The 8,360-nt window shown below is 62.6% G+C and carries 6 protein-coding genes; all 6 read right to left on the bottom strand.

Annotation, left to right across the window (positions count from 1 at the left end; all coding sequences use genetic code 11):
• Positions 1 to 239, bottom strand: a 239-nt coding sequence (locus tag G554_RS17620; protein WP_425393348.1) for a transposase, incomplete at its 3' end; no start/stop codon positions are given.
• A gap of 100 nt (positions 240 to 339) precedes the next feature.
• Complete coding sequence (locus G554_RS16740; protein ID WP_027587426.1) at positions 340 to 543, bottom strand: hypothetical protein; 204 nt, start codon at positions 541 to 543, stop codon at positions 340 to 342.
• Between the two features lie 868 nt (positions 544 to 1,411).
• Positions 1,412 to 2,899, bottom strand: coding sequence for an SCO6880 family protein (locus G554_RS0107510; RefSeq protein ID WP_027587425.1), 1,488 nt, complete (start codon positions 2,897 to 2,899; stop codon positions 1,412 to 1,414).
• Positions 2,896 to 4,401, bottom strand: coding sequence for a TrbL/VirB6 family protein (locus tag G554_RS0107505; protein ID WP_211220428.1), 1,506 nt, complete (start codon positions 4,399 to 4,401; stop codon positions 2,896 to 2,898). The genes G554_RS0107510 and G554_RS0107505 overlap by 4 nt, the downstream gene beginning before the upstream one ends.
• Positions 4,402 to 4,452: 51 nt before the next feature.
• Positions 4,453 to 4,773: a DUF6112 family protein gene (locus G554_RS0107500; RefSeq protein ID WP_036925045.1), complete on the bottom strand. Its 321-nt coding sequence runs from the start codon at positions 4,771 to 4,773 to the stop codon at positions 4,453 to 4,455.
• Positions 4,774 to 5,049: 276 nt separating this feature from the next.
• Entirely contained in the window at positions 5,050 to 8,238 is a 3,189-nt protein-coding gene (locus G554_RS17615) for a hypothetical protein (protein WP_154654218.1), read from the bottom strand.
• Between the last annotated feature and the right edge of the window lie 122 nt (positions 8,239 to 8,360).

Raw genomic sequence — 8,360 nt, 5'->3', positions numbered from 1 at the left:
GCGAAAAAAGCCGAGGCTGAACGCAGGATCGAGTTCGCCCTGCGCAGCTCACGCACTTCCTTCTCCAGCTCGACCAGGCGCTGGGACTCGCTGGTCGTGGTCCCGGGACGGTGCCCCTCGTCGACCTCGGCCTGCACGACCCAGTTCCTCAGAGTCTCGGGATTGATCCCGAGCTGCTCGCCCACACGGCGAAACGTTCCCGACCTCGTCGATGGATCGCGCCGTGACTGAACTGCCATCCTCGTGGCTCTCTCCCGAAGCTCGTCGGGGTACTTCCTCGGTGCTGCCATGCTCCTCATCCTCCCGTGGATTCAGAGCCTCCACCAGACCCGGGGCGATTCAGAACGCGATGTCGCGGTGATCAGCATGAGCGCGCGACAGCTGGTCCAGCACCTGCCGCAACAGCCGCACCGACCCCGACACCTCACCCAACACCCGATATGTGTCAGCCGGATCCTCAAAGGCCCGGGTGGCGTGCGCCAACCCGCGCAATCCCTCATAGGCCTCAGCAGCATCAGCCACCGGATCAACAAACGTCGCCATCCCAACAGTCCTCTCTACGTAACGGCGGTACGCCTACGAGGGAGGTGTGCTTGCTGTGACTACCGAGGCAGGTTGAACGAGCAACTGATCCGTAGGACCAAGACCGTAATCTGGCTGTCATGACCGAACTGCTTGCAGCCCTGCTGGGTGCGATCGTTGGTGGGGCGCTGTCCGCTTGGGTGTCATCACGGCAGACCGCTCGTGTGCTGCGACATGAAACTGATTTGGCTTCTGAAGAACGCCGAGTAGCCAGCAAGATGCAGGAGGAGAGACGAATCTCAGAAGCTGCGGCTCATTTGATTGCTGCTTTAGCTGACTACTGGACCGTGACTTTGGACTCGCCAGACCAGATGCCCTGCTTCGTTCGAGTTCCAGCAACCGCTGACGTTCATCGAGATCGCCTCGGGCGCGTCGCGCAGCTAACCAATGCAGGAGCTAGGAATGCCCACGCACTCCCAGAAGAGGTCGGACAACGCTGGAAGGACCTGGTATGGCTGGTTCGCTTCGCACACTCCAACCAGCCTGACAGATCGGAAGAGGAACGCCGTCGCGACTATGCCGACTTGCGCACTTACTCTGAGTACGTCCGGCGCTCGCTCCACGCGCTCTCTGGAGACGGCTCCATGCCAGAGGCATTCGAGCCTCCTGACCCTCGTCGAGAGGGGACTCGCCCATGGGGTGTGAAGCCTCCGTCTAGGGCCAGAGAACCTGACCTGACGACTTGGAATCTATCGACGCAACTAGTTGGGAGAGTCACGTTCACCAGCGGGGAACAGCGTTGGTATGGGCCACGTGGATTTGAAGATCTCGGAGCGTCTGTGACCGCCTCTACTTTGGAGGACACGGACGATTCAAACGCCTAAGCTTCCTAGACTTGGCGGCAGAGGGGTAGGGCTGCGGCGGTGAACGCTTTGGCTTGTTGTCCGGCGAGGAGTCGGGTTTCGCAGTTAGCTTGAATGGCGGCTTGTTCGAGGACGGCGACGTGGGCGTCGAGGCCCTCGATCGTGGTGGCGGTGACGGTGATCAGGCCGGTGTAGCGCAGGATGCCGTGGCCGGCGGTGAGGTCGGCTTCTTGCTGGAGGACATCGTGGTACTCAGCCGTCTGGGAGGCGTCTTCGATCTGCCCGATTTTGGCGCGTTGGGCTTGGTCGGAGATGTGCTCGACCTTCTTCTTGCGGATGTCGCGGGCGGCCTGGTCGGAGCGCAGGGGGGTGCAGATCAGGGAGAACGACCGTTGGATCCCGCTGGAGAGCAGGATGGGTGAGAGGAAGCCTGGGTAGACCATGGAGCGCGGCCATTCGCTGATCCACAGCACGGCGTGGTGGGCGGAGTCAGTGCGGATCCGACTCCAGGTCTCGTTAACGGCGACCGGGCCGGCGGTGGCGAGGTCGTGGCCGATCTCGCCGTGGCGTTCCAGGGTGGCGGCGATGGCGGGGTCGTAGGCCGAGCGCAGGATCACGGCGATCTGGCCGGGGGTGAGCCATCCGGATGGGGTGAGGTCGGCTGAGCGGAGCGCGGCGGTGAGGGTGTTCATCTCTTGACGCAGGACGGCGGCGGCGCCGCGGATCCCGCCGCCGGCGGTGCGGATCTGCCTCGCCGCTGCCTTCATGTCAAGGGACAGCGACAGGGTGGTGGCGTGGCGTTCGCCGGCGGGTCCGGCGCGGTCGATGAGTTCGGCGTAGGTGGTGGCCGCCCAGCTGGTGTCATCGGGCTGGCCGTGGGTGGTCCACCATTCGGCGAGTCCGGTGCCGGAGTCGGGCAGGGTGCGTTCCAGGATTTGCAGGGTGGCGATCCTGCCGGAGCGGCAGACGGTGGCCAGGACGCGGCCCCAGGCGGTGACGCGGCGTTCTTGTTCGGCGGGGTCGAGGAGCACGAACGCGGGGTGGGTGATTTCGCACACCACCGTGAGCGTGTTCTGGTGGGGGTCGTGGATCATGCCCGCCCCCGTGGTCGGGTCCTCGTACTCGCGCAGCCGGGCTTGGTCGCCGGGCAGGGCGAGGGTTCCGGCGGGGCGTGGGGTGACGATGCGGCGCCGGTAGAGGAGCTGGCCGATGGTGGTGCGGTAGACCCACCAGCCGGCCACGGGCACCCACTCGATGACCGGCCGTCCAGCGACAGGGACCCAGGTGAGGAGGACGGCGGTGGCCCAGACGGGGGCGGTGTAGGCCAGCCACATCCCGCCCCCGGCATACAGAGCGGTGATGATGGTGGCGATCGCGATCCCGACGGTGACCAGCTGGGCCGCGGACAGGCCCAGCAGGATGCCGCGCCGGGTGAGCCGGGAGAACTTCACCGGCACCAGCTCCGAACCGGTCGCCTCCGGGTCGTGGCTGTTGTTCTTGTTGTGGCGGCTCATGGCTGCGGCTCCTTCCCTGCACTCGACGGCGGTGGCGGATTGTCGGCGGGTGGCGGGTTCGGTACTGGCACGGGCGGCGCGACCTGCTCACCCCCACCATGTGAGGAAGACCCCGGTGGCTGTGGGCTTGGGGTGCTGGGTGGTGTGGGCTCCGCACCGGCAGGTGGGGTGCGCTGTTGCGGTGGCGTTCCACCGGGCGCAGGGGCTGGAGATGTGTTCCCGCCACCATTCCCGCCGCCGTTGGTGGTGGGGGTGTGGTCGGCGGCGTCGGCCGCGGTCTCGGCCTGCTGACCGAGCTCGGCGCCGGCTTTCGGTCCCGCGGTGGCCGCGTCCTTGGCCACCTGCACCCCGATCACGGCTGCCGCCGCAGGACCGGCAGCGGCAGCAGACCCACCCGAGGCCGCCCCCGATCCGGAAGTCCCAGACCCAGCTGCTCCGCCAGTGCCAGCTCCGGCTTCGGTGCCGCCCTGTGAGGCTGAGGGGTTCGGGGTACTCGGTTTCGCCGGCTGCTTTCCACCACCACCGTTGCTGTCACCGCCACTGCCGTCGAGGACCTGCTGGGGGTTGCCCGGCTGGCGGTCGGGGAGCGGGATGGGGCGGTTGAGGGAGTTCTTGGCGTCTTGTTCGGCGCCGATCGCGTGGCACATGTCGAAGCCGACGAAGCTGATGAACCGATACGTCAGGTAGGGGGCGAACGCGGCCATCGCCATGAGCACCACCCCGGCCAGCGGGTCACTGATCGAGGACAGGTCCCCATCGATCGGGGCGGCGACCTGGGTGATCGCGACCAGGAACATCACGACCAGCACGAGCTTGGAACAGATCAGCGCGACCACGAACATCGCCCACTTGCTGATCCACCCCCTCGTGGCGTCCCACGAGGAGCCCGACAGGGCCAGGGGTGCGAACACGATCGCGACCAGCAGCAGGGCCTTGCGGACCAGCAGCGAGAGCCACACGATCGCCGCGGAGGTGATCGCGAGCCCGGCGAGGAAGATCGTGATGATCGCCCCGACCCCGGGGGCGGCGATATTGATCCCCGCCAGTCCACCGGCGAGGATCGTGATCTTCTCACCCATCGATTCGGTGGTCTCGCCGGTGGCTTGGACGATCCCAACACACAGCTGGTCGACCACCTCCAACAGCAGCCCAGTCAGCGTGATCACCACAAACGACCCCAACACGCTCTTGGCGAGGCCGAGGGCGGCGCGGGTGAGGGCAGTGGGGTCACGTCTGATGAGGCCGGTGATGAGTTGGAGGCAGAAGAACAGCAGCATCACGAACACCGCGATGCCGAACAGCAGGTTGTAGACCGACAGGTATCCGTCACTGGTGATGTCGACCAGGGTGGTGGCGTCGAAGACGTTCCACACGGCCTCGAACAACCAGCCCGCGGCCGAGCCCATGGCCTGGGCGAGCCAGTCGAGCGGGGCCGACACCAGTGAGGCGGCAGCCTCACCAGCGGTTTCGCAGACACCTGAGATGACGGGAAGATCGCACACACCCACCGCAATCACTCCTCACACACGCGGGTTGGAACGGTTGGGTAGGGGTTAGACGGACTGGCCGACGTTCCAGAAGAAGTTGATCAGCGTGACCGCGGCACCGCAGATGATCGCTGCCCCGCAGGAGACCAGGACACCGACCTTGCCGCGGCCGGCCAGGTGCGGGTTGGACGAGTTCGCGCCGAACCCCCACACGATCGCGGAGATGATCAGCGCCAGCACCGACAGGATCAGCCCGATCGTCATCACCGCCCCCACGATGTTGCGCAGCTGCGCGATCCCCGGCAGCCCATCATCATTCGGCGTGATGTCCACCTCCATCGGCAGCATCACCGGCAGAGACGACAGATTCGGCACAACACAGCTCATCAGATCAAACACAGCAAGCTCCTTCGAAGCAGACGGCCGTCCCGCTGCTGCGGGCGGGCCCTTGGTTGGGTCTGCCTGTCAGGTGCGCGGGTATGGCCGGGCTCAGGTGCGCGCACGCAAGTCTGCCGGTGAGGCATGGCCCATGCTGGCCAGCAACCTCTGAGTGAGACTCCGTCATCAGCGGTCAGCTCACGAACTATCCGGCCGAGCTCCTTCGCGGTTGATCTTGTCATTGGCCCTGGACGGTTACGTCAGAACGGCATCCGCAAAAGGCGGCTAGAAAAGCCAACCGAAGAGTTTGCGCCACCAAGGCGTCAAAGAGTTCTGATTGTCCGTGCATGACTGGTTCTTTCTAGTGGCCAGGGAAATCCAGCCGCTCAGACGCGGATCTGTGGAATGAGTAATTGCCAAATCTGCGTAGATGAGCGTCAAACCCCCATGGGCGCAAATTTTTTCCACGATCTGGGGTGGAATATCCTCGACGGTTACCCAGGGGGTGCCTTTCGCGTCAAGGATGTTGATCCCGTCCGTGGTGAGTCGGGCTAGCCAGCCAGGGGTGGGCTGCGGCGGTTCGTCGTGAGCGACTTCCGGAAGTCCTGCGCGCTCCATTCCTTGACGGACGGGGTCGAAGCGGCCTGAAGAGCTGACGGTGACGATTGCTGGCGCGTGCACCCAAAGCTCGGGTGTCGCGGGCCCGGTGTCTCGCCACCAGACGTTGAGTTGGTCGCCGCCATCGATACTGTGCGTAACGGAAACGGATGGTGGCGGATCGCTGAAGATCTTGCGGTAGCGCATGGATTCGCGCTGTTCTCGCAGGATCATTCCCAGTTGGGCCCAAGCATCCAACTGGTGCGTGCGCTGCTTGGGAGGCGGCAGTTTCCCAATTACGTCGGAGAGCGGCCCGGGGCCCTCCTCCGTGAAGGCCCTCAGGATCGCAAAGCGGTTCTGGTGATTGCTCTCGTCTAGCGCAGCGGAATTTTCATCCAGCCACACCACGAGCCGCACAGCTGAAGCAATGAGAAGCTCGGGGGTTTCCAGCGGACGCTTACTTGCTTCGATCATCAGTTCAAGCGCCACGTCAAGAAGGCCATCCACCAATTGATCGACGAGGGCTCCTTCCTCCAGAGCTTGGTTCGCGGCGCTCAGCACGGTATCCACCCCGGCCTGCCAGGCACTGTGCTCCACCAGCAGGAGTGCTGCCACTCTTTCGATGTGAAGCTTGTTGAGTAGAGTGTTTCCTGCCCCGCTCACTGCTGGTTCAGGTGCCCCTGGAGGCACCAAGGCGTCTAGCGCCTTTAGTGCGCGGCGAGCGCGACCCGGACTGGAGTCAGGCAGGCACGAATGCAATACATCCCGGATCGTGCGCAACGCATGTTGCGTGGCCACATCGCACAGAGTTTCCTCGTTGCACATTTGCAACACTGTTTCGGAGAAGAGCGCGACTTCGACAACCTCCTCAGCCTTATGAAGACGCGCGGCAGTGATGGCAATAACGGATAGGGTTTGAAGCTGCATCTGTACCCACGTCGCATGGTCGCGAACCAACTCCAGCTGGTCCTGCCGGACCTGGAAGGCCACGCGTGACCAGAGGCGGGCGATCGCAGCCTGCGAGGTGATAAAGGCCAACTGCGCGAAGTTGTGCATAGACACGCTGGCCAAGGTCAAGGTTTCAGGGCTGTCTTTGAATACCTCGACCGTCTGTCGAAGGAAGTAGTCGATGGGGTGAATCAAGGCAGTACCTTCACGAAAGCGCCCATCCTCGGTCAGCTGTCGCACCCATTTGTCGCAGGTGCTTAGGATGGCCCATATCTCGGGCCCGTTCAGTGGGATGCCTTGTTTCGCCATAACTAGCTGGACGAAACCGTGAATTGTTAGAACTTCATCCAAATCGTGGGGCCGATCTGGCGTGAGGAGCTCTTGCCTAATGAATCCGGAGGAAAGGAGGTCTTCCACTGCCTTTTGAGTCATTCCAACCTGAGCGAGGGCGTCAAGTAGCAGGCGGCGGGGAACGCGGCTTCCACCTGTAACCAATAGAAATGAGGCCAGTTTCCTCGCTTCTGGAGATAGTTCCCTCCAATCAGCTAGGATCACTTGGGCTGCAGTTCGAGGATATCCATGTGGGAGCAATTCCTCACTGTCCAGGTCGAGGCGATCCAATCGGTCAGTAAACTGCAACATGGCTTCTTTCGGGCCGCCATGTCGAGCAATCCAGCCAACAGCCAGCTCCAGAGCCAAGGGCCATCCAGCGAGCGCTCTTGATATGGCATCACAAGCGGATAGCTGCTGGGCTGACCACGACTCGACTGCTTGCCCAAACCGTCGAGCCACAAACCGTCGCGCCTCGATCTCGTCAAATGCATCCAGTGAAGTTGTCGGCGCGAGAGAGTCCGGCCAGGTCGCCACTCGTGTGGTTATGAGGACTTGTCCATAGCCGCTGCGTGGTATCCAGGGGTAAACTTCCTTGAAAGAGGAAGCTCCATCTAGGACTAGCAACCAAGGTACCGGCGATCCCGACAAAACATCCACGAGATCGCGTCTCGGCATGTCGGTGGGAGCAATCGCTGCCCCCAGTTCTTGAAGTGCCATCGGAACTTGTGATTCGAGCACCCCTAGTGAACTCGCGTCTAGCCATAGGACGAAAGCCACGTGTTCCAAGAGTGATCGAGCATGTAGATAGGCGGCTGCGGATTTTCCGCTACCGGACATGCCTTTCAAGACCGCGATCTTGGGGGCGCCGTCATATAGAGAGCCGACGGGGAGGTTTTCCCTAAGGAATCGAGAAGACTTCTCTCTCTCGATGTAGTTTCCGACTGGGACCTGAATGCACTTCCCCCAGGCTCGTGATCCAAGGGCGCTAGATAGCAAGGGATTTGAACCTGTTAGGATCTGGCGAATGTCATCGCGGGACAAGCGTTGGTTATGTGTGTTGGAGCCGGCCTCGTGAACGCGATCAATGAGTTGACGCAGAATCAGATACTGCAGTTCGCGGCCAGTTCCGCCCTCTCTGGTGGTGCGCAAGCGTCCGATGGTTCGCAATAGCTTCTCGGCCCCCTGATGAAGTGGTTCCTGATGGGAGGTGAACCGCTCGCCTTGTCTGAGGAGTGTGCAGTCCTGCCGTTCCAGTTCTGTTTCGAGTTCAGCAGTCTTGATTCGGTTGGTGAGAATCTCGCGTAGTCGAGCTTTAGGGTGTTCGCGGCGCAGCCCGTCTAGTATTCGCCGGGTTTCGTCGATTCCGATGGTAGTTGAGGAGCTCGACAGAGACGCCTTTACCTGTATGACGCGGTCAGGCGGGCTGCTTGTTGACAATCGAACAATTATGTCTGCTGAGTTCTGGTCGACAGGGTCAACGTCGATTGACCAGTCAGACGAAGAATTGGCGTACAGTTCCAGCAGCAAGTCAACCGTGGTTAGGTACTGGTACCTGAACCCGAATGCAGCCGCAACACCGCCGCCAGATCGTTTCATGGCGCCCACCCTACGTGGAGCGGCCAGGGCATGGGTAGCCTTCCGTCGCCCACGGCATTGGTCAGGACTTCGTGCGAGTTACGTTGGCTGAGACGCAGTCATTTCAGGGCGAGGCCTCTGAA

It is taken from the genome of Acidipropionibacterium thoenii DSM 20276 (assembly GCF_000423445.1).
In the GTDB taxonomy this organism is placed as follows: domain Bacteria; phylum Actinomycetota; class Actinomycetes; order Propionibacteriales; family Propionibacteriaceae; genus Acidipropionibacterium; species Acidipropionibacterium thoenii.
Note: the sequence above shows the minus strand (reverse complement) of the source record. Positions and strands in the feature narration are given on the sequence as shown.

Coding starts and splice junctions, on each gene's coding strand:
- G554_RS16740 (WP_027587426.1), bottom strand. CDS start 543: ATGGCGACGTTTGTTGATCCGGTGGCTGATGCTGCTGAGGCCTATGAG.
- G554_RS0107510 (WP_027587425.1), bottom strand. CDS start 2,899: ATGAGCCGCCACAACAAGAACAACAGCCACGACCCGGAGGCGACCGGT.
- G554_RS0107500 (WP_036925045.1), bottom strand. CDS start 4,773: ATGAGCTGTGTTGTGCCGAATCTGTCGTCTCTGCCGGTGATGCTGCCG.
- G554_RS17615 (WP_154654218.1), bottom strand. CDS start 8,238: ATGAAACGATCTGGCGGCGGTGTTGCGGCTGCATTCGGGTTCAGGTAC.